The 18,965-nt window shown below is 68.8% G+C and carries 14 protein-coding genes and 2 pseudogenes; 11 read left to right on the top strand and 5 right to left on the bottom strand.

The window, feature by feature from the left end; genetic code table 11:
- Positions 1 to 47: 47 nt before the first annotated feature.
- Positions 48 to 983: a LysR family transcriptional regulator gene (locus tag OG507_RS01610; RefSeq protein WP_327365285.1), complete on the top strand. Its 936-nt coding sequence runs from the start codon at positions 48 to 50 to the stop codon at positions 981 to 983.
- A gap of 36 nt (positions 984 to 1,019) precedes the next feature.
- On the opposite strand, the gene OG507_RS01605 is transcribed toward OG507_RS01610, so the two are convergent.
- Positions 1,020 to 2,591, bottom strand: a complete 1,572-nt coding sequence (locus tag OG507_RS01605; protein ID WP_327365284.1) for a FadD7 family fatty acid--CoA ligase — start codon at positions 2,589 to 2,591, stop codon at positions 1,020 to 1,022.
- Positions 2,592 to 2,865: 274 nt separating this feature from the next.
- Here OG507_RS01605 and oxc point away from each other — a divergent pair, with 274 nt between their 5' ends.
- A complete protein-coding gene (oxc, locus tag OG507_RS01600) occupies positions 2,866 to 4,617 on the top strand; it encodes an oxalyl-CoA decarboxylase (protein ID WP_327365283.1) in 1,752 nt (583 codons plus the stop codon).
- 89 nt (positions 4,618 to 4,706) lie between these two features.
- A complete protein-coding gene (gene frc / locus OG507_RS01595; protein ID WP_327365282.1) occupies positions 4,707 to 5,963 on the top strand; it encodes a formyl-CoA transferase in 1,257 nt (418 codons plus the stop codon).
- A 142-nt stretch (positions 5,964 to 6,105) separates the two neighbouring features.
- On the opposite strand, the gene OG507_RS01590 is transcribed toward frc, so the two are convergent.
- Positions 6,106 to 6,549: a PAS domain-containing protein gene (locus tag OG507_RS01590; protein WP_327365281.1), complete on the bottom strand. Its 444-nt coding sequence runs from the start codon at positions 6,547 to 6,549 to the stop codon at positions 6,106 to 6,108.
- 980 nt (positions 6,550 to 7,529) lie between these two features.
- Between OG507_RS01590 and OG507_RS01585 the strand changes: the two genes are divergently transcribed.
- From OG507_RS01585 to OG507_RS01555, 7 genes and pseudogenes are all read left to right on the top strand, one after another.
- Complete coding sequence (locus tag OG507_RS01585) at positions 7,530 to 8,879, top strand: MFS transporter (RefSeq protein WP_327365280.1); 1,350 nt, start codon at positions 7,530 to 7,532, stop codon at positions 8,877 to 8,879.
- 75 nt (positions 8,880 to 8,954) lie between these two features.
- Positions 8,955 to 9,938: pseudogene (locus OG507_RS01580) on the top strand (IS5 family transposase).
- A gap of 176 nt (positions 9,939 to 10,114) precedes the next feature.
- Complete coding sequence (locus tag OG507_RS01575) at positions 10,115 to 11,170, top strand: aldo/keto reductase (RefSeq protein ID WP_327365279.1); 1,056 nt, start codon at positions 10,115 to 10,117, stop codon at positions 11,168 to 11,170.
- 322 nt (positions 11,171 to 11,492) lie between these two features.
- The gene (locus OG507_RS01570; protein WP_327365278.1) at positions 11,493 to 12,188 is read left to right on the top strand and encodes an NADPH-dependent F420 reductase; all 696 of its coding nucleotides are present in this window, start codon (positions 11,493 to 11,495) and stop codon (positions 12,186 to 12,188) included.
- A 94-nt stretch (positions 12,189 to 12,282) separates the two neighbouring features.
- On the top strand, positions 12,283 to 13,299 hold the full coding sequence (locus OG507_RS01565; RefSeq protein WP_327371831.1) for a zinc-binding alcohol dehydrogenase family protein: 1,017 nt from the start codon (positions 12,283 to 12,285) through the stop codon (positions 13,297 to 13,299).
- Positions 13,300 to 13,479: 180 nt separating this feature from the next.
- A pseudogene (locus tag OG507_RS01560) lies at positions 13,480 to 13,776 on the top strand (aldehyde dehydrogenase family protein); the annotation flags it as partial.
- Positions 13,777 to 13,894: 118 nt separating this feature from the next.
- Positions 13,895 to 14,917, top strand: a complete 1,023-nt coding sequence (locus tag OG507_RS01555) for an aldehyde dehydrogenase family protein (protein WP_327365277.1) — start codon at positions 13,895 to 13,897, stop codon at positions 14,915 to 14,917.
- A 229-nt stretch (positions 14,918 to 15,146) separates the two neighbouring features.
- Here the strand turns inward: OG507_RS01555 and OG507_RS01550 are convergent, their stop codons facing one another.
- The 3 genes from OG507_RS01550 to OG507_RS01540 all read right to left on the bottom strand — a co-directional run bounded on the left by OG507_RS01550 (position 15,147) and on the right by OG507_RS01540 (position 17,279).
- The gene (locus OG507_RS01550) at positions 15,147 to 16,298 is read right to left on the bottom strand and encodes an ATP-grasp domain-containing protein (protein ID WP_327365276.1); all 1,152 of its coding nucleotides are present in this window, start codon (positions 16,296 to 16,298) and stop codon (positions 15,147 to 15,149) included.
- Between the two features lie 410 nt (positions 16,299 to 16,708).
- Entirely contained in the window at positions 16,709 to 16,924 is a 216-nt protein-coding gene (locus OG507_RS01545; RefSeq protein ID WP_327365275.1) for a hypothetical protein, read from the bottom strand.
- Positions 16,925 to 16,973: 49 nt separating this feature from the next.
- Entirely contained in the window at positions 16,974 to 17,279 is a 306-nt protein-coding gene (locus OG507_RS01540) for a hypothetical protein (protein WP_327365274.1), read from the bottom strand.
- Positions 17,280 to 17,689: 410 nt separating this feature from the next.
- On the opposite strand from OG507_RS01540, the gene OG507_RS01535 reads away from it, so the two are divergent.
- A complete protein-coding gene (locus OG507_RS01535; protein WP_327365273.1) occupies positions 17,690 to 18,250 on the top strand; it encodes a DoxX family protein in 561 nt (186 codons plus the stop codon).
- The last annotated feature ends 715 nt before the right edge of the window (positions 18,251 to 18,965 follow it).

Raw genomic sequence — 18,965 nt, 5'->3', positions numbered from 1 at the left:
CGAGGTGGCGGGTGTATGGGGTGCGCGGGACGAAGCAGGAGGCGAGCATGCTCTTCCGTCAGCTGGAGTACTTCGTGGCGGTGGCACGGGAAAGGCACTTCGCGCGGGCCGCGGACGCCTGCTTCGTCTCGCAGCCCGCACTGTCCGTGTCGATCGCCAAACTGGAGCGCGAGCTCAACGTCACACTGATCAATCGCGGCCACAATTACCAAGGCCTGACGCCCGAAGGGGAGCGTCTGGTCGTCTGGGCCAAGCGGATCCTCGCCGAGCAGGAGGCGTTCAAGGCCGAGGTGGCCGCGGTCCAGTCGGGCATCACAGGCACGCTGCGGCTGGGCGCGGAGCCCACGGCCTCGACGACGCTCGCGCTGCCGGTGACGGCGTTCTGCACCGCGCACCCGCTGGCCAAGGTCCAGGTGCGGTCCCGCCTGTCCACCACGGAACTCATCCGGCAGCTCCGCGCCTTCGAAATCGACGCGGCCATCGCCCACTTCGGCCCCGAGGACCGGGACGGGCTGCAGGTGACGCCGCTTTACGAGGAGCGGTACATGCTGCTCGCCGCGGCCGATCAGCTGCTGCCCCAGTCCGATACCCTGACCTGGGCCGAAGCGTCCCAGCTGCCGCTCGCGCTGCTCACCCGCGACATGCGGATCCGTCAGGTCATCGACGCCGCGTTCACCCGCAGCGGAGTCACCGTCATCCCGCAGGTGGAGACGGACTCCGTGGCCACCCTGTACGCGAATGTGGGCGCGGGCGCCTGCACCAGCATCGTGCCGCACACCTGGCTGCGGGCCCTGCCGGTCACCGGCCGGATGCGCGTACTGCGCCTTGTCGAGCCGGACGCACGGGCGCTCATCTCGGTCGCGATCCACGACGCGACACCGGGCTCGCTCGCGGCCCGCGCGTTCATCACGGCGGCGGCCTCACTGCGGCTGGACGAGTTCTTCGACCGGCCGCTGCCCGTGCCCGAACCCCTGGTCCGCTGAGCCGAGGCCGCTTGGCCGACCCGCCCGGCCGCGACGTCACCGGGCGAAACGCAGCTGGACCGCCTGCCGGTCCAGCGCACCCTTGGCCGTGTGCGGCAGCGCCGGGACGACCTGGATCCGCTCGGGCACCTCGAAAGCGGCCAGCCGGCCCAGGCAGTACCTGACGATCTCCGCGGGCTCCGCGTCCTCGCCCTCGCGCAGCACCACCGCCGCGCCCACCCGGTGCCCGTGCCGCTCGTCCGGCACCCCGAACACGGCGGCCTCGGCGACGGCGGGACAACCGCACAGCACGTCCTCGACGTACTCGGGGGAGACCTGGTCGCCCGCCCGGGTGATCAGGTTCCTGATCCGGCCGGTGAGGAACAGGGCGCCGTCGACGTCCAGATGCCCCAGATCCCCGGTGCGCAGCCAGCCCCCGCCGAAACCGTGCATCGTCGCCACCGGATCGGCGAGATAGCCCCTGGCCACGCTGGGGCCGCGCACCCAGACCTCGCCCTGCACACCGGGCGGGCAGGCCTGCCCCGACGGGTCGACGACCTGGATCCGCGTCCCGGTCGGCCGGCCCACCGAGCCGTGCTTGGACGCACCGGGCAGCGGCAGGGGTTCACTGCTCGCCTGATGGGCCGCCTCCGTCATGCCGTAGGCCGACAGCAGTGGCACCCCGAGGGTCCGCTCCAGGGCCCGCTGGGTCGCGGTGTTGAGCGGAGCGCTGGAACTGCGGGCGAAGCGCAGGGGCGGTACGAGTGGCGCGGGATGTTCGCCGGCCGAACGGTCGAGGAGGATCTCGTGGATGGCGGGCACCGCGGTGAACCAGGTGGCCCCCACCGCGCGCATGTCGTCCCAGAACGTGTCGGCCGAGAAACGCCCCCCGGCCGGGAGCAGTACGCAGCCGCCGCCGGCGAGCGTGGCGAGCAGCGCCGCGACCAGTCCGTGCGTGTGGAAGAGCGGCATGACCGCCACCGTCGCGTCCCGCGGCCCCAGTTCGTACGTCGCGCACAGCACACGCACCGCCGCGGCCACGTTCCCGTGGGTCAGCGGCACCAGGCGGGCCCCGTCCATGGTGCCCGCCGTCGACAGGATCAGGGCGTCGTCCGGGGCGAGGCCCGGCGTGGGCGTCCCGTACAGCCCGAGCGGCGCGCGCGTCGCGTCGAGCGTGACCGCACAGGGGGCGCCGGGCGTGACCCGTACCCGCACGGGCCAGGCCGGCACGCCCGCGGGTGCCTCGGGCCCGCACAGCACCACCCGCGCCCCGAACATCCCGAGCCGCGCGGCCAGCTGGCCGGGAGACAGGGCCGGATCCAACGGGGCGACGACCGCGCCGGCCCGTGCCGCACCCAGGAGGGACACGACGAACTCGACGGTGTTCGCGGCGACCAGTCCCACCGGGTCCCCGGGCCGCACCCCGGCGGCCGTCAGCCGGCGGGCCAGATCGTCGGCGAGCGAGGCGAGGCCGGCGTACGACAGCTCGCTGCGCTCGGCACCGACGACGAGGGCCCGCGAGTGCGGGCGCGCCCGCACGGGCCGGGACAGCAGATCGACGAGACCGGTGAGCGCGGGCGGGTGGTAGCGGTCCGGTTCACGCACGGACGCCGTGACCACTGTGGCCATCACCGCACCTCCTCACGCCGGTTGAGGCGAACAGCCGACACGGCTGAAACGGTCGACTGCGAGCCTGCGGGCCACGGCCCGTGAGCGTCCAATGCACAACTGCGAACGGCCGATAGCGGCCGACTATCACCGCAGGTGCCGGAGCCTTTTACCGCCGTTGATAAACGCCGGTTATCGGCTGGTCGCTGTCAGGTCTTGGACGGGACGAGGGTCCGGTGCGGAAGGTGGATCCACCAGCCGCACAGCATCACTTGCCCAAGGAGGATCTCGGACCATGACCGCCCCCTCACCACAGGAGACAGCGGCGAACGCCGACGCACCGGCCGAGCTCACCGACGGGTACCACCTGGTCGTCGACGCTCTGAAGCTGAACGACGTCGAGACCATCTACGGCGTGGTCGGCATCCCGATCACCGATCTGGCCCGGCTAGCCCAGGCCGAGGGCATCCGCTACATCGGCTTTCGCCACGAGAGCAACGCGGCCCACGCCGCGGCCGCGGCCGGCTACCTCACCAAGAGGCCGGGCATCGCTCTCACAGTGTCCGCGCCGGGGTTCCTCAACGGACTCGTCGGCCTGGCCAACGCCACCACCAACTGCTTCCCGATGGTGCAGATCTCGGGGTCCAGCGAGCGCCACCTCGTCGACCTCAAGCAGGGCGACTACGAGGAGATGGACCAGCTCGCCGCCGCGCAGCCGTTCTGCAAGGCCGCGTACCGCATCAGCCGGGTCGAGGACATCGGCCGGGGGATCGCCCGTGCGCTGCGCACCGCCGTCTCAGGCCGGCCGGGGGGCGTCTACCTCGACATCCCGGCCGCCGTGCTCGGCTCCATCATGGACAAGGCGGAGGGCGCCAAGACCCTCAGTCGGCTGGTCGACCCGGCCCCGCGCCAGCTGCCCGCGCCCGAGGCGGTGGACCGCGCCATCGAACTCCTCGCCGGCGCCGAGCGGCCGTTGGTGGTACTCGGCAAGGGCGCCGCCTACGCCCAGGCCGACGACAGGATCCGGGAGTTCGTCGAGTCGACCGGCATCCCGTACGTACCGATGTCGATGGCCAAGGGCCTGCTGCCCGACGACCACCCGCAGTCGGTGGCGACCGCCCGCTCCCTCGCGCTGCGCAAGGCCGACGTCGTGATGCTCGTCGGAGCCCGCCTCAACTGGCTGCTGGGGCACGGGGAAGCGCCGCAGTGGAACCCCGACGCGAAGTTCATCCAGGTCGACATCGAACCCAGGGAGCTGGACAGCAACCAGCCGATCGCGGCGCCGCTCGTCGGTGACGTCGCATCCGTGCTCGAGGTGCTGGCCGAGCGCGCCAAGCCGGGTCAGATCTCCGCACCCACCGCCTGGCGCGAGGAGCTTGCGGCGCGCTCCGCGCAGAACGTCGAGAAGATGGCCGGGCGTCTGGCGGCAGACCCGCACCCGATGCAGTTCATGGGCGCGCTGCGCGCCGTGCGCGACGTGCTGCACGACAACCAGCACGCCTACCTCGTCAACGAGGGTGCCAACGCCCTCGACATGGCGCGCAACGTCATCGACATGCACGTTCCCCGCCACCGCCTGGACGTCGGCACCTGGGGTGTGATGGGGATCGGCATGGGCTACGCGATCGCCGCCGCCGTGGAGACCGGCCAGCCGGTGATCGCCGTCGAGGGCGACAGCGCCTTCGGGTTCAGCGGCATGGAGCTGGAGACGATCTGCCGGTACCGGCTCCCCGTCACCACCGTGATCATGAACAACGGCGGTGTGTACCGCGGGAACGACGTCAACCCCCTCGACGACGCCCCGTCGCCCACCACCCTGATGCTGTCCGCCCGGCACGACCTCATGATCGAGGCGTTCGGCGGCAAGGGCTACCGCGCCACCACGCCCGCCGAGGTCACCGCGGCCCTCACCGCGTCGCTCGCCGCGGGCGGCCCCGCCCTGATCGACTGCGCCATCGACCCGGGCGCGGGCACGGAGAGCGGTCACATCTCGCACCTCAACCCCAAGGGCATCACCGTCGGCAACATCGTGCCGTCGAAGAAGTGACCCGCCCACCACACCTGGCAAGCTACCTCTCAACATCCGGAAGTACGACCGCCGTTCGCCGCGCAACCCATCACGAGAAGGACTCAGACATGAGTGAACAGCCGCTCGCAGGCCTCAAGGTGATCGACTTCACCGGGGTCCAGGCCGGTCCCGCCTGTACGCAGATGCTCGCCTGGTTCGGCGCCGACGTCATCAAGGTCGAGCGCATCAACGGCGGCGACGTGACCCGCCAGCAGCTCAGGGACATCCCGGACCTCGACGCCCTCTACTTCACCATGCTCAACTCCAACAAGCGCTCGCTGGCGATCAACACCAAGACGCCCGAGGGCAAGGAGGTCATGGAGAAGCTGATCCGCGAGTCGGACATGCTGGTCGAGAACTTCGCGCCCGGCGCCATGGACCGCATGGGTCTGAGCTGGGACTACATCCACGAGCTGAACCCGCGCCTCATCCTCGGCTCGGTCAAGGGCTTCAACGACGACTCGAAGTGGAACGACCTCAAAGTCTACGAGAACGTTGCCCAGGCCGCCGGCGGCGCCGCCTCCACCACCGGATTCTGGGACGGTCCGCCCACCATCTCCGGCGCCGCGCTGGGTGACTCCAACTCCGGCATGCACCTCATGATCGGCCTGCTCACGGCGATCATCCAGCGCGAGCAGACGGGGCTCGGCCAGAAGGTCTCGGTCTCCATGCAGGACGCCGTCCTCAACCTTACCCGTGTCAAGCTCCGCGACCAGCAGCGCCTGGAGAAGCTCGGCTACCTGGAGGAGTACCCGCAGTACCCGCACGGCGAGTTCGGTGAGGCCGTGCCGCGCGGCGGCAACGCGGGCGGCGGCGGCCAGCCCGGCTGGATCCTCAAGTGCAAGGGCTGGGAGACCGACCCCAACGCGTACATCTACTTCACGGTCCAGGAGCAGAACTGGGCCCGTACCTGTGAGGCCATCGGTCACGCGGAGTGGAAGGAGGACCCGGAGTACAGCACCGCCCGGGCGCGCCAGCCGCACATCATGGAGATCTTCGCCGAGATCGAGAAGTGGCTCGCCGACAAGACGAAGTACGAGGCCGTCGACATCCTGCGCAAGTGGGAGGTGCCGTGCGCCCCGGTCCTGTCGATGAAGGAGCTCGCCGAGGACCCCGACATGCGCAAGAGCGGCACCATCGTCGAGGTGGAGCAGAAGGAGCGCGGCACGTACCTGACGGTGGGCAGCCCGGTGAAGTTCTCCGGGTTCAAGCCGGACATCAAGGGTGCGCCGCTGCTCGGTGAGCACACCGATGAGGTCCTTGCGGACCTGGGCTACGACGCGGACGCCATCCGTAAGCTGCACGAGGGTTCCGTCGTCGCCTGACGCCGTGTCCGCCCGGTGACAGGGGACAGAGGTAGGTGTCCCGCGCGCGATCAGCGTGCGGGGCATCCGCGTGTGCGGATCCGGAACGGCGAGGAGGGCAGGGAACCCCGGGTTCCCTGCCCTCCTCGCGATGCCCCGCGTTTCACACGGTTGTGGCGCGGGCGTTCGCGTCGGCGAGGCGGCGGCGCAACTCCTTCTCCTGGGCGCGGCGCGCGGTGACATCACGGATGACCGCGCCGACATGGACGGCGCCGCCCTGCGGATCCGGCAGGAGGCACACGCTGAACTCGATGGACAGGCTCGACCCGTCGGACTTGAGCGCGGGCACGGTCAGCAGGTCGCTCGCCCCGTAGCGGGTGCTGCCCTTGGCCAGTGCCGCGTGGAAGCCGTCCCAGTGCGGGCGCCGGTGCCGCTCGGGGATGATCAGGTCGAGACTCTGTCCGAGCACCTCGCTCTCCTTCCACCCGAAGATCCGCTCGGAGCCGCTGTTCCAGAACAGGATGAGTCCCTCGCTGTCGACGATGACGATGCCGTCGGGCGCGTGGATGGTCATGTGCGCGAGCAGCTCGGGGTGCGGGACTGTCATGGCTCCTCCGGTGGCGCGATATGGGTGTACGGCCGGTTGTAAGTATACTGAATACAATCTCCGGATCGAGGGGTGATTCGGGAAGTAATGAAGAGCCGCCGTCGTGCAGTTGATGACCCCGAGCGGCAAATGGCTCCCGTACGGCGTCGGGAGATGGGCGAGCTCGGTGACATTGCCGGGCCGGGGGCGTTGTTCGAGCACCCCGGCTCAACGGCGACTGCCCGGGCTCGGTCGGCGGTGCCAGTTGGGTGAGCAACTCCCGGATGCCGTCCGCTCGTTCACGCAGCGGCGGCGGTCCACCGATACCTTCCTTGCGAGAGCGGCCCGGGCTGCCGCGCGGACCTGCCTTGTGGCCGGGCGTGCGGGGGTCGCCCTTCGAGGGAGCGCGGCGCTCAGCCCGCCCGGCTCCCCGGCGACGGCGAGTGCGCCGCCTGTGCGTAGTGGTGAGATTCGGGCTGCACACCCCTGACCGTCCGGCAGTTCGGTGTCGTACACCGTTGCTGACGCCCTCCCTGTCTCCGCCGCCTTCCGTTCGGCCGCCGCCAGTGCCTGTGAGGGTGGCGGCCGCGTCGCGCCGCCGCTCACCGGCTGGCTCCGTCTGCCGGGCGCGAGTATGTGCGGCTCGGCCGCCCTTCTCCTGACGGTACCGATCGTTTTACTTAGACGAGTGCCGCCTGCTACGGTGGAGCACATAAGGAAACCGATCGGTTTGGTTATGGGGTGTGTGAGGGCTCCCCGGCACGTCCCGTACGCCGTCGTCGTCGTGGGCCGTGTCCCTTGTGACGGGACCGGCCTCGCGCCGCACTGCCGGATTGCACCCCTGCTCGGTCCGGTGCACCCCACACCCCCTTCTGGAGAAGACGCCATGCCCCCATCCCCTGCGGACTCCGCCGGCGACGGCACTGTCCTGGCGCGGCCATTCGCTCCCGAGGCCCGCCGTAGCGTGCGCCGGACGCCGCATCCGGGCCTCGTTGCTCGCCGTGCTGGCCACGTCGGTGTTCCTCTCCGCCCTGGACGCCTTCGTCGTCAACGTCGCCCTGACTCCCATCGGGCAAGGAGTGGGTGAGACCTCGCTGTCCAAGCTGAGCTGGATCCTCAACGGGTACGCGATCGTGTACGCCGCGCTGCTCGTCCCGGCGGGCCGGCTGGCCGACCGCTATGGGCGCAAGGCCGGCTTTCTGCTGGGGCTCGGGATTTTCACCGTCGCCAGCCTGGGGGCCGCACTCAGCGGCGGCCTCTGGGTCCTGGTCGCGTTCCGCTTCCTGCAGGCGGCCGGCGCTGCCGTTCTCACCCCCGCCAGCCTCGGGCTCGTGCTGACCACGGCGCCACCCGCGAAGGCCACCCGGTACGTCCAGATCTGGGCGGCCAGCGGCTCCCTGGCCGCAGCGGCCGGGCCTGTGGTCGGCGGCCTGCTCGTCGAGGCGGCCTGGCAGTGGATCTTCCTGCTCAACCTCCCGATCGGCATCGCGGCCCTGTTCATGGCCGCACGGCTGCTGCCGGGCGGACGCCAGGGCACCGACACGCGCCTGCCCGACCTGTTCGGCGGAGCCCTGCTTGTGGTCGCCATCGGGTCACTGGCGCTGGGCCTGGTCCAGGGCCCGGAGTGGGGCTGGGGAGCCGCGCCCACCGTAGGTGGCTTCGCGGTCGCCGCGGCGGCGCTCGCACTGTGCCTGCTGCGCTCGGCACGCCACCCGGTGCCCGTCGTCGACCTCGGTCTGCTCCGCGACCGCGTGTTCGCCTGGGCCAACATCGCCACCCTGCTTTTCTACGCCGCCTTCGCGGTCCAGTTGCTCGGCCTGACACTGTGGCTCCAGCAGGTGTGGCACTGGTCGGCCATCGAGACCGGCCTCGGTGTCGCGCCCGGTCCGGCCATGGTGTTCGTCGCTGCCGCGCTCGGCCGGCGCCTCGCCCGGCGCGTGCCGGTCGGCGTCGTCGCCGCGATCGGCTCGGCCCTCGTCGCCCTCGGCACCGCCTGGATCGCCCTCAACGCGGGTGGCTCCCTGAATTACGCCGCCGACATCCTGCCCGGCTGGCTGATCGCCGGCGTCGGTGTGGGACTCGCGCTCCCGACGATGATCTCCTCCGCCACCGCCGGTCTCCCTCGGGACCGGGCCGCCACCGGCAGCGCGGTTGTCTCCATGGCCGGTCAGGTCGGCACCGTACTGGGTGTCAGCGCTCTGGTCGTCATCCTGGCGGCCGGCGGATCCGGGGGGCCGTCACACACCTTTTCCCTCGCCTGGTGGATCTCGGCCGGTGTCGTGGCGCTGAGCGCCCTCGCCGCGCTGGGCATCACCCCCCGTCGGCGCCCTGCGACCGCCACGGTCCGCTAGGTCCTGTACGGAGTTCAGATCACGGTTCGGGCAATCCGCAGCGCGGAACCGTGTGCGCTTGATAGGCCATCAGGTATGGCACGTGGCGATGTGACCGATGAGCAGTGGTCCCTGATTGAGCCCCACCTCCCGCTGGGAGTATCCGGACCCATACCTGACCTGCGAAAACACTTCAACGCGACGATGTGGCGGTTCCGCACCGGCAGCCCCTGGCGAGACGTGCCTGCCGAGTACGGTCCGTGGTCGAGCGTCTACGACCGCTTCCGTATCTGGACGCGCGAGGGCGTCTTCCAGCACCTGATGGAGACGGTCATCGGTTATGCCGCAGAACGCGGTGAGGCAGACCTGTCGCTGGTCAGCGTGGACTCTGCTACCTCCCGCGCTCACCACCACGCCGCCGGGATGGTTCTGGACGAAGAGCAGTTGGAAGCGCTGGTGGAGGCCGCAGAGTCCGAAAAGGGGGCGGGAAGAAGGGACGGGAGCCGCAATACGATCAGGACGGGGACCCGGAACGAGCCGAGCGGCAGCGGTTGCGGCGACGCCGCCGGGCCCGTTTGAAGGCTGCTGAGCTCGGTCGTTCCCGGGGCGGGCTGACCAGCAAGGTGCACTTGTCAGCCGAACGGCGCTGCCGTCCACTGTCGTTCGTCCTCACCCCCGGCCAGGCCGGTGACAGCCCGCAGTTCGCGCGGGTCGTGGACAAGATCAAGGTCCGTGGCAGGAGGGGCCGGCCCCGCACCCGCCCGGACGCGGTCGCCGGCGACAAGGCGTACTCCTCCCGCCGCAACCGCGCCTACCTGCGCAAACGCCAAATCCGGGCGGTGATCCCGGAGAAGGCGGACCAGACGGCCAACCGCAAAAAAGGGCTCGCGCGGAGGCCGCCCCGTCAGTCACGACGCCGAGCTGTACAAGGACCGCAACACGGTCGAGCGGTGCATCAACCGGCTGCGCAACTGGCGCGGGATCGCCACCCGCTACGACAAGACTCCCGAGAGCTACCTGGCCGGACTCCACCTGTGCGGCACGATGCTGTGGCTACGCAGCATCACCCGACGAGCATGATCTGAACTCCGTACAGGACCTAGCTCAGCTGCCGAGGTGCGGGTTCACGCCCGCGAGTACGCAGGAACACACCGTTCTCACCCTGAGCCGCGATGAGTGTTCATGCCGCTGAGAACCACGAAATCCAATCAATGACGACGCACCCTTCTTCGTCGCGCAAACCTTGAGGAGACCTGATGCGTTACACGACTTTCGGACGGCGGACCGGGCTCCGTGTTTTCGAGTACGCGCTCGGCACGGGCAATTTCGGCACGGGTTGGGGCGCGGGTGCCGACGTGGATGAGTCCCGTCGGATGTTCGACAGGTTCGCCGAGGCCGGTGGCACTTTCATCGACACTGCGGACAATTACCAGTTCGGGGAGTCGGAGGAGATCCTCGCGAAGTTCATCGCGGCCGATCGCGACCATTTCGTCGTGGCGAGCAAGTTCACCAATGGGGCCACGGCGCAGCCGGACGTTTCCAGGACCGGTAACAGCCGGAAGAACATGATTCATTCGGTGGAGGCGAGCCTGAAGCGTCTGGGTACCGACTACATCGACCTGTACTGGGTTCACTTCCCCGACGGCCTGACGCCGATGGAGGAGATTCTGCGGGGCATCGACGATCTGGTGGGCTCGGGCAAGATCCTCCATGCCGCGCTGTCCAACTTTCCCGCGTGGCGTGTCTCGCGCGCCGCCGCTCTGGCGGATCTGAAGAGCTGGGCGCCGGTCGCCGGGATCCAGGTCGAGTACAGCCTGGTGGAGCGCACTGCCGACCGTGAGCTGCTGCCGATGGCGGAGAGTCTCGGGCTGGGCGCCGCGCTGTGGTCGCCGCTCGGGGGTGGTCTGCTGACCGGGAAGTACCGGGGCAGTGCCGCGGGCCGGCTCAGTGATCTGAAGACGCTCGTGCACACCGAGGACGATGACCGGAAGACGGCGGTTCTCGACACCGTCCTGGCCGTCGCGCAGGAGACCGGAGCGACTGCGGCGCAGGTGTCGGTGGCGTGGGTCCGTGAACGGGCCGCGCGGGCGGCGACGTCGTTCATCCCGATCATCGGCCCGCGGAACCTCGGCCAGCTGGACAGCTACCTCGGCGCCCTCGACGTCCAGCTCACTCCCGAACAGTACGCGCGCCTGAGCAAGGTCAGCTTGGTGGCGCTCGGCGTCCCCCACGGCGTCAACGACAGCGTCCGGGACCGGGTCCGCGGCGGCGACGCCTCTCTGGTGGCCGAGCCCTTGCGTCCCGTCGCCTGAGCACGTGCACCGGGTCGTCAAGACGGCGAAGGACGGCACCATCGCCCTGTGGATCGGTTAGCACGAAGGTCCACTGTTCGGCCGGGCGGCCTTTGCGGCACGCGTATGAACGAACTGCCCAACTGCACACCGCAATCACTGGTGGAATTGCGACACCGCTGACGTGATGGCCCGTGCCCAGCGCTGCGGTACGGATCTGCCCGTGGTGGCGTGCGTTTGCGCGGGACGTACAGCGCTCGCAGGGTGGTAGTAGAAGAACGGGAGTGCGCCTTTGCGCCGCGTTTCTCTGTCCCCTTCGTCTCTCTGCCACTCGGGAGTCATCGTGAATATCGGCATCATCGGCGCCGGAAACATCGGCGGCAACCTCACCCGACGGTTCTCCGAACTCGGGCACAGCGTGGCCGTGGCGAACTCGCGAGGTCCACAGACCCTTGCCGGCCTCGCCGCGGAGACCGGCGCGCACGCGGTGCCCCTAGGCGAAGTGGCCCGCGGTGCGGACTTGGTCGTAGTGACGATCCCCGAGGCGAGTGTGCCTGACCTTCCCGCGGGGGTGCTGGACGAGGCCGCCGACGACGTGGTCGTCGTCGACACCTGCAACTACTACCCCCAGCAACGGGACGGCCGTATCGACGAGATCGAGGCGGGGCTGCCGGAGAGCCGCTGGACCGAGGCACAGCTCCATCACCCCGTGATCAAGGCGTTCAACAACATCTACGCGCAGCACCTCGGCGACGACGGCCGCCCCGCCGACGCCCCTGGGCGGATCGCGCTGCCGGTGGCCGGCGACGACGAGTCGGGCAAGGCCATCGTGATGCACCTCGTGGACGCGCTGGGCTTTGATCCGGTCGACGCCGGCGGGCTCGACGAGTCCTGGCGCCAACAACCCGGAACGCCGGTCTACACCACGGACAAGGATGCGGCAGGCGTACGCGAGGCACTGGCCGAGGCGAGTCCACAGCGGACTCCTGCCTGGCGGGCCACCGAGGACAGCCCCGGGAGTTTCGACACGCCCGCCTGAGGGCGCCGACGCCGGTGGTGGACATTCGGTCCCAGGGCGCGCATGCACGAACCGCGACACGGAGCACGAGGTGATCGGTCGTATGGGCGGGATGATGCACGCATGGGAGGTCCTCGAACCGGGGCCGATCGAGCAGGGTTCCCTGCGGTACGTCGAAAAGCCGATCCCGCGGCCACGCTCGGACGAGCTGCTGGTGCATGTGCGTACCTGTGGGGTGTGCCGTACCGACCTCCACGTCAGCGAGGGCGATCTGCCTGTGCACAGGCAGCACGTCACGCCCGGCCACGAAGTCGCCGGGGTGGTCGCGGCAACGGGCGGGGACGTGCGGAACTTCATCGTCGGCGACCGGGTCGGAGTGGCCTGGCTGCGCAGCACCGACGGCACATGCGCGTACTGCCGACGCGGGGATGAGAACCTCTGCCCGAACTCGTCGTACACCGGATGGGATGCCGACGGGGGATACGCGGAGTACACCACCGTTCCCGCGGCGTTCGCGTACCAGCTGCCCGGCGACGTCGAGGACGCGGCGCTGTCGCCGCTGCTGTGCGCGGGCATCATCGGCTTCCGCGCCCTGCTGCGCACATCGCTGCCCGAGGGCGGACGGCTCGGACTGTACGGGTTCGGTGGCAGCGCGCACCTGTGCGCACAGGTCGCGCTCGCGCAGGGCGCACGCGTGCACGTGCTGACCCGGGGCGAGGCCGACCGGCAGCTTGCCCTCGATCTCGGCGCCGCCTCCGCCCGGGGAGCCTATGACGAGCCGCCCGAACTGCTGGACGGCGCGATCCTGTTCGCCCCGGTCGGCGACCTGGTCCCGGTCGCGATGCGGGCACTGGACCGCGGCGGGATCCTCGCGATCGCGGGTATCCACCTGACCGACACCCCACCCCTGAACTATGAGCGAGAGCTGTTCTACGAGAAGCAATTGCGCAGCGTCACCTCCAACACCCGTCGCAACGGGCGCGATTTCATGACGCTCGCGAGTCGCCACAAGGTGCGCGCGACCACCCACAGTTACCCACTGTCCCAGGCACAGCAAGCCCTCCGCGACCTCAAAGCCGGCCGTTTCGACGGGGCGGCGGTACTCGTGAACGACATCGTGCGACGGGAGTGAGCCCCGCTGATGAACTCACCGCGCGGCGCGGGAATCTCCTGTCGCCCGATGGGCCACAGCCACGCCGACATCGACAACGAGCTCTGCAGGAACTCCAGGACCAGGCATGTCCTTCAGTGACGCAAAGGAGGGCCTGGACACACTGCTCAGCGCGATCAAGACACTCGTCGTTGAACCTGCATGCCGCGAAACGAGGCCGCGATGACCTATCAGACAGTCAACCCCTACGACAATGCCACGCTGGCGACGTTCTCCGACCTGAACGACGGGGAACTCGCCCGACTGCTGGCAAGGGCTCAGGACACGTTCGAGTCGTGGAGCGCCAAGTCCTTCGACGAGCGGAAGACCGTGAGCAAGCGGGCGGCCACGATTCTGAGGGAGCGTCCTGAAGAGTTCGCACGGCTGCTGACCATCGAGATGGGCAAGCTCTACGAGGAGAGCCTCGCGGAGGTGAAGCTGACCGCGTCGATCATCGACTACTACGCCGACAACGCGGAGTCGTTCCTCGCTCCGCAACAGTTGAGGCCCGCCGATCCCGGCGAAGGCACTCCCGTGGTGGTGAGTGTGCCCAACTCCCGTGGTGGTGAGTGTGCCCATGGGGGTCCTGCTGGCCATCCAACCGTGGAACTTCCCGTACTACCAGCTTGCCCGCGTCGCCGCGCCGAACCTGATGGCCGGGAACGTGGTGATGGTCAAGCACGCGTCGATCGTGCCGCAGGCGGCAGCGGCGTTCGAGCGCCTCTTCCTGGAGGCCGGGGCGCCGGAGGGCGCGTACACCAACCTCTACGCCACCAAGGAGCAGATCGGCCGGCTGATCGACGACCCGAGGATCCGCGGAGTGGCCCTGACCGGGAGCGAGGAAGCGGGATCGGTCGTGGCCGCACGCGTCGGAAAGAATCTCAAGAAGTCGACGATGGAACTCGGAGGCAGCGACGCCCTCATCGTGCTGGCGGACGCCGACCTGGACAAGACCGTGCAGTGGGCCTTGTGGGGCCGGATGAACAACGGTGGCCAGTGCTGCGTGGCTGCCAAGCGAATCATCGCCGTTGACGAGATCGCTGACAGGTTCCTCGAACAATTCAAGACCGAACTCGCCGATCTGAAGGCCGGCGACCCGTTCGACGAGGCAACCACCCTTCCACCCATGTCGTCGCAGGCCGCAGCGGATCAACTGAACGCCCAGGTGGGAGCTGCCGTCGACGCCGGTGCGACATCAATCCCGCTCGGTGAGCCGATACCGACAACAGGGGCATTCGTACAGCCGACGATCCTCACCGATCTCATCCCGGAAAACCCCGCCTACTACCAGGAGTTCTTCGGGCCGGTCGCCCTGTTCTTCCGCGCAGAGGGCGAGGACGAAGCCGTACGGCTCGCAAACGACTCACACTACGGGCTCGGCGGATCCGTGTTCACACAGGACACCGAGCATGGAGCCGAGCTCGCTGAGCGCCTCGATACCGGGATGGTGTTCGTGAACCATCCCACCTGGACGAAGGCGGATCTGCCGTTCGGTGGGACGAAGCGTTCCGGCTACGGTCATGAACTCTCAACTGCTGGAATCCATGAGTTCGTGAACAACAAGCTCATCAACATCGTGCCCATCGACGCGCCCGCGTAGCTGGGAAGCCAGGTGCTGAGGAGAGGAGAAAGCACGCCTGTCACTGCCCGGACTGTGCGCGGAAGACCACACTCGGTCGACTTGAAAGGCCCGAGGACGTCGCGGTGTTCGTCGAACGCGGTGAGCCCGGTCGGCAACACGCCACCCGGTACCCGGTGCCCGGTGCTCGACGGCCGTTGCCTGGTGGGGAGCGCGTACCGGGACCGGGGTCTGTGCCGCGCAGGCTGGGTCAGGCGCCCATGGGAGACGCGGTCCCCGACGTGGCCGAAGCGATCTCCGCCGGCTCCGTCGCAGGAGCCGCGTCCGCCCCGAGGGGAGCGGCGGGCGCGGGTGTATGCGTCCGCTGCTGGGGCTTGGCCGCCGGAAGCACCGGGTGGGGGCCCGCGATGACCGCGTAGTCCGGCCCCAGGAAGTCCGCTACCAGCTCGCCGGGCTCCTCACCGAGGGCCAGCCGCACACTGGCCCACGGAACGTTGAGGCCGCACTGGGCGAGTTGGTGCAGTCCGCCCGCCGGACGGGTGTTGACGTCCATCAGCACCGGAGCGCCGTTGTACAGGCGGAACTGGACATTCGTGAGCCAGAGCAGGCCGAACGTCTCGACGATCCGGCGGGCCGGCTGGATCCACGACGGATGGAGAGTGAAGCCGCGGCGGCGGCCCTGCTTGGTGCGGCCTATCGCCATCCTGACCCTGCCGTCCGGCCCGGTCAGGCAGTCGACAGAGACCTCCGGCTCGTCCAGGCGCGGCATCACCAGCCAGTCGACGGTGCGCTCGGTGCGGCGCAATGCGTCCAGGATCAGATTCAGTGGAACGTACGAGCTGGGGAAGCCGCCCAGATGCAGCAGGGAGAACGGGGCGCGGGTGACGATGCGGAAGCCGACCCCTCCCGCACCGGTGGCCGGCTTGAAGCACGCCTTGTGCCCGTCGGCCTCGATTGCCTCGACGGCCATGAGGAATTCGTCCTCCGTGCGCACGCGCCACCACGGCGGTACCGGAATGCTGGCCTTCGCGACTGTTTCGTAGGCGCGCGCCTTGTCCTGGAAGGTGGTGACCGCCTCCGCGGGAGGGCACAGGAGTACGGTCCCCAGGGCGTGGAACTCCTCGCGGTGCGCCGCGATCACGGCCTGGTGCAGCACCGGTACGAAGACATCGATGCCGTGCCTGGCGCACTGGTCGAGTGCGTACTCAAGGTACGCGGCGGGAGACAGACCCTCGGGTTCGAGCGCCGCGGTGTCGGCGGCGGCCAGCACGGGGGAATCGGGGTCACCGTGCGTGGCGTGGATCTCGACCTGCCGCCCGTGGGGGTTGTCGCGCAACTGCTCGATGAAGAACACGTTCTCCGCGTAGGTGCGGTTGAGCCAGATCCGGACGCGAGAGACCATTCAATCTGCCTTTCAGAGTGTGCGGGCAGGACACGGCGCAGCAGGCCGCATGCGACCGGGAAGGACGAGACGGATCAGGCAGCCGACATGAACAGGCGCTCTCGGACAGCCTTGGTCATGATCCGAGCATAGAGCCGACATGGGTCGGCGACTGCTACGTGCGTGTTACGGATTACGGATACCGCGCAGGTGAAGGCACAGTTGATCACCCATGGTGCGATGCCTTCCGCGACGGGCCGCGATAGTCCGCCGTACCCGCGACGACCGGCCCCGCGAACGGTTACCGCTCACCGGCGTGACCTCTTCGACGTGGGCTCTCGACCCGTGTCGAGCCCGGGCAGCCAGGACGGGGACAACTTGCGACGCGGCCCGGGCTTGTTCCGCTCTGACGGACACCATTGGTGTGGTGGTCAACCTGCGAGCGGGGTCTCGTATTCGGCGGAGCTGCGGTAGCCGAGACGGGAGCGACGGCGCTGGGTTTTGCAGCCGTGCGGGCACCGGAACGCAGCCGGGCGGGCCTCGCGCTCGCCGGTCCAGTTCTTGACGTCTTGCGGCGTTTCGCGTTTGAACGTTGCGTTGAACGGCTTCGCGAGCGCGTTGTCCGCACTGCTGCCCACTGCGCTCATGGACTCCCGGATGCCGGCTCCTTGGCAGGCGGCGGCGAGCGCGGCGGAGCTATTGGGTTCCGTGATCGGTGTGGATGTCGGCCCCGGCGAGGCTGCCGGGGGTCCGCTCGGCTGGGGCTGGGGCCTCGATGACGGGCTGGGCACGCCTGTGATCGGCGATCGTCCAGCCAGCCAGGTAGCAGATCTTGCCGCCGCCGATGCTCAAGTAGGCAGTGTCGCCGGCGTACTCGGTGTTCACGGCGTGCGCGGTGAAGTCGTGCCTGACGAGGTCAGGGGCCTTTGCCGCGGCCGGGTCCGTGACGGTGGTGCGGTGTTTGCGGCATGACCGCAGACCGGCCAGGCGGGTCTGGCGCATGATGCGGGCGGTCTTCTCGTGGTTGACCCGTTCGCCGTCGGTGTGTTCCCGGATCTGCGGCGACCTGCTTGATCGTCGCTCCGGGGCGCGACTGGTGCACCGCGACCGCGTCCGATTCGAACTCCCGCGGACAGTGCTTCATGACCACGAGATTTCCGTTCTCAGACCTCAAGATTCACGTCTCAAGTTTCCAGGATCCGGGGTGAAGGCCCTCGCTGTGATTGTCACACGTAGGCCGCAACCGCTCCGGACGCGTCAGCGGACGCCTGGAGCCATGATTGAACGGAGAGAACACTGCGGCCTGCTGTGCGGGGATGCGTCAGGATGTAGGTGGCTGCCTTCGAACCGGTTCGCCGGGTTCATGGGCGATGTTCACCGTACAGGGGACCTCATCGGCGGAAGAGATTCCTATGAAGAGCATCTCCGAACAGCTGAGGGCAATTCGTGTATCCCGGACTGATATCGATCAGCAACCTGCAGCGACTGCCGGCGACTACGGCCTACTGCTGCTCCGGATCACCTTCGGCCTGCTGATGATCGGACACGGCAGCCAGAAGCTCTTCGGCTTCTACGGCGGCGACGGCGGCGACGGCCTCACCGAAACCGCTCGGAGCTTCGCCTCACTGGGATATCGACCCGGTACGCTCTTCGCCGTACTGGCCGGCATCTCGGAAATCGGCGGCGGCCTCGGCCTGATATTGGGAGTGCTCACGCCTCTGGCGTCGGCAATCATCGTAGGTGTGATGATCAATGCCATGGTGAATATCCACGCACAGCACGGACTATGGGTCGCCGAAGGCGGTCTCGAATACACCATGAGCATTGCGGTCGTTGCCCTGGCTCTCGCCGCCATCGGCCCCGTCAGAATCGCCTTGGACCGCTACTTCCGTTGGGGAAAGGGCGGCTGGCGCGAGGCCGGTACTGCCCTGGGCTTGGGCGGCATCGGTTCCGCGATTGTACTGAGCTTGTGACCTGCCCAGGGCTTGGGCGTAGTCGCGTGACGTCCGTGTCATGGTCATGTGAGTCCGAGGAGGGCGAGCGGTCGGCGGGCGTTGCGGGCGTTGTGCCGGAGGCCGGCGGTGATGCTGCTCTTCCCGGCGAGGCGAGGGCGCCGATGGCGAGGTTGTGCCAGGTCGCCATGGTGCGGGGTGCGGAGCCGGTTCGCAGCTGGGAGATGTCCTCGGCGAGTGTCACGTCTCGGACGTGGTGCAGGGCTTCGATCTTCCAGTGGCTGCGGATCAGCCGGGCGAGCTCGGCGGGTGTGGTCTGTTCCGCGGTGAGGCTGGTGACCGCGTAGACAGTCTTGATGCTGACCTTGCCGTTCTTGCGGTCCACTCGACGGCGCAGCAGACGCTGGAGTACATCGGGCAGGTACGGCAGTCGGGCAACGGACCGCGTTGCTCCCATCAGAAGCACTCAGCCATCACGGATGGGCATCGTGGTGAGGGTCTGCCTTCTGTAAGCCACCCCGGTACGGAACTTTCAGGGCCATAGGCGCGCTGGTGCGAGGCAGATCGCCCATGAGCCTGTCGGCTGCCGTGGGTTCTGAGGCTGAGTGCGCGATGGGTTCGCCGCCCGGATCGCGGCAGTTTCAGAGCCCTTGAGGCGAGTGACTCATCCGGGCGGCATGCGCGGCCGTGGCGCCGTACTGCCTTGAGGTCAGGCTGGCGCGATCGGCCTGTGCTG

Source organism: Streptomyces sp. NBC_01217 (assembly GCF_035994185.1).
Taxonomy (GTDB): Bacteria; Actinomycetota; Actinomycetes; order Streptomycetales; family Streptomycetaceae; genus Streptomyces.
Note: the sequence above shows the minus strand (reverse complement) of the source record. Positions and strands in the feature narration are given on the sequence as shown.

Coding starts and splice junctions, on each gene's coding strand:
- OG507_RS01575 (WP_327365279.1), top strand. CDS start 10,115: ATGCGTTACACGACTTTCGGACGGCGGACCGGGCTCCGTGTTTTCGAG.
- OG507_RS01590 (WP_327365281.1), bottom strand. CDS start 6,549: ATGACAGTCCCGCACCCCGAGCTGCTCGCGCACATGACCATCCACGCG.
- OG507_RS01610 (WP_327365285.1), top strand. CDS start 48: ATGCTCTTCCGTCAGCTGGAGTACTTCGTGGCGGTGGCACGGGAAAGG.
- OG507_RS01550 (WP_327365276.1), bottom strand. CDS start 16,298: ATGGTCTCTCGCGTCCGGATCTGGCTCAACCGCACCTACGCGGAGAAC.
- OG507_RS01540 (WP_327365274.1), bottom strand. CDS start 17,279: ATGCGCCAGACCCGCCTGGCCGGTCTGCGGTCATGCCGCAAACACCGC.
- OG507_RS01535 (WP_327365273.1), top strand. CDS start 17,690: ATGAAGAGCATCTCCGAACAGCTGAGGGCAATTCGTGTATCCCGGACT.
- OG507_RS01555 (WP_327365277.1), top strand. CDS start 13,895: ATGGGGGTCCTGCTGGCCATCCAACCGTGGAACTTCCCGTACTACCAG.
- frc (WP_327365282.1), top strand. CDS start 4,707: ATGAGTGAACAGCCGCTCGCAGGCCTCAAGGTGATCGACTTCACCGGG.
- OG507_RS01545 (WP_327365275.1), bottom strand. CDS start 16,924: ATGAGCGCAGTGGGCAGCAGTGCGGACAACGCGCTCGCGAAGCCGTTC.
- OG507_RS01565 (WP_327371831.1), top strand. CDS start 12,283: ATGCACGCATGGGAGGTCCTCGAACCGGGGCCGATCGAGCAGGGTTCC.
- oxc (WP_327365283.1), top strand. CDS start 2,866: ATGACCGCCCCCTCACCACAGGAGACAGCGGCGAACGCCGACGCACCG.
- OG507_RS01605 (WP_327365284.1), bottom strand. CDS start 2,591: ATGGCCACAGTGGTCACGGCGTCCGTGCGTGAACCGGACCGCTACCAC.